Annotated in this window: 2 protein-coding genes; both read right to left on the bottom strand. The window is 63.1% G+C overall.

Annotated features, from left to right (window positions below; genetic code table 11):
• The coding region (locus tag AC1DVR_RS23395; protein WP_478003026.1) for a conjugal transfer protein TraH at nucleotides 1-603 on the bottom strand (603 nt) is incomplete at its 3' end.
• Nucleotides 603-1,267, bottom strand: a 665-nt coding sequence (locus tag AC1DVR_RS23390) for a conjugal transfer protein TraF (RefSeq protein ID WP_478003025.1), incomplete at its 5' end; no start/stop codon positions are given. The genes AC1DVR_RS23395 and AC1DVR_RS23390, both read right to left, overlap by 1 nt.

The following is a 1,267-nucleotide window of genomic DNA, read 5'->3' as shown; positions in this document are numbered from 1 at the left end:
CTTGCCCTCGGAGCCGCAGCCATAGCGGGCGGAAAGCGCATCGGCAAAGCGCCCCGACATGGTGCCGACGGTCTTGCACACGCTTTGGGTGTTGCCGTCAACCTCGGCCCAGAGCGAGCCCGACAGGAGCTGGCCCGTCTCGCAGGAATTGATGTTCATCGCGTTCATTTTCTGGACGAGGTCGCGCAGCTTGACCATCTGCTCATGGACGGCGGGGGACAGGCTCTCCAGCGCCAGTTCAAAGGCGTAAGACGACGCGTTCTGCATGATCGCCTTGGCCAGATCAATCAGCTCCTCCTTCGAGATGAAGGAAAACGCCCCGCCATAGATGTCGATCCCGCCGCAACCGGCGCGGACGGAAGGAAGCTGGAGGTTGAAGAGCCCGGTGTTGCGCGGCCGGGTGCGGACGTAGAGCGAGCCCAGGGTGACGAAGCCGCCCATCTGGCCTTGATAGGCGGTCGGGCGGCTGAGGTTGACGCCACCGCCTGCCCGCTCCCAGAAGTCTTTCAGGTCGGTGCCGATGTCGTCGGCCCGAAGAACTTGTGCCGTCTGGCTCAGCATCAGAGCTGCAAGAGCCAGCCCGCGAAGGAGGGAACGCAGCATCAGGGGGTCTCCACATAGCGTTGGCCTTGCGGCACCTGGCTGACCACGAAGACGCGTTCGAGGATGACGTCCTCGGTCAAAAGCCCGCTGCCCAAGGGCTCGACGCGGCCTGATCGCGGCTCGACGAGGGCAATGAAGGGTGTGGGATGGGTATCGAGCCCCAGAGCGCGCAACTGGCCGTGATCAGCCTGGGCGTCGGGATAGAGCGGATGCTTTGAGCCATCCTTGGCCACAACCAGCGGGGCGGTGCCGTAGTTCTTCTGCATCAGCTTGATGACCTCTAGCTCCTTGGCGCAGAGCGGGCAGGTCTTCTCGTCGGTCACCACCACCATGAAGCCCAGATTGTCCGAGGCTTGCCGCAGAGCCTCTTCCCATTTGACGCGCTTTTGGTCCTGAAACACCTGGCCGCCCATCTGGCTCAAGGGATAGGTCTGGTTGGCATCGAGATCAGGAGTGCGGAAGAGGACGCGCTCCCAGACATCGGCAAAGCGGCCGGCCTGATCGACCATCGCCTTCTGGGCGAACATATAGGCCGAGAGGTTCTCCGGGCTGGGTTCAAGGATGGCGCGGTTCTTCAGCTCATCGAGGTCCTTGCGGGCTTTGTCGATGGCGTCGGTTGCAGGGTAGGCGGTTGGTTCCGGCGCGGGCACTTCCTCTTTTGGGG

This window comes from Rhodobacter sp. P2_H5 (assembly GCF_056403335.1).
The sequence above is the reverse complement of the archived record's forward strand: the minus strand, read 5'-3'. Positions and strand labels throughout refer to the sequence as shown.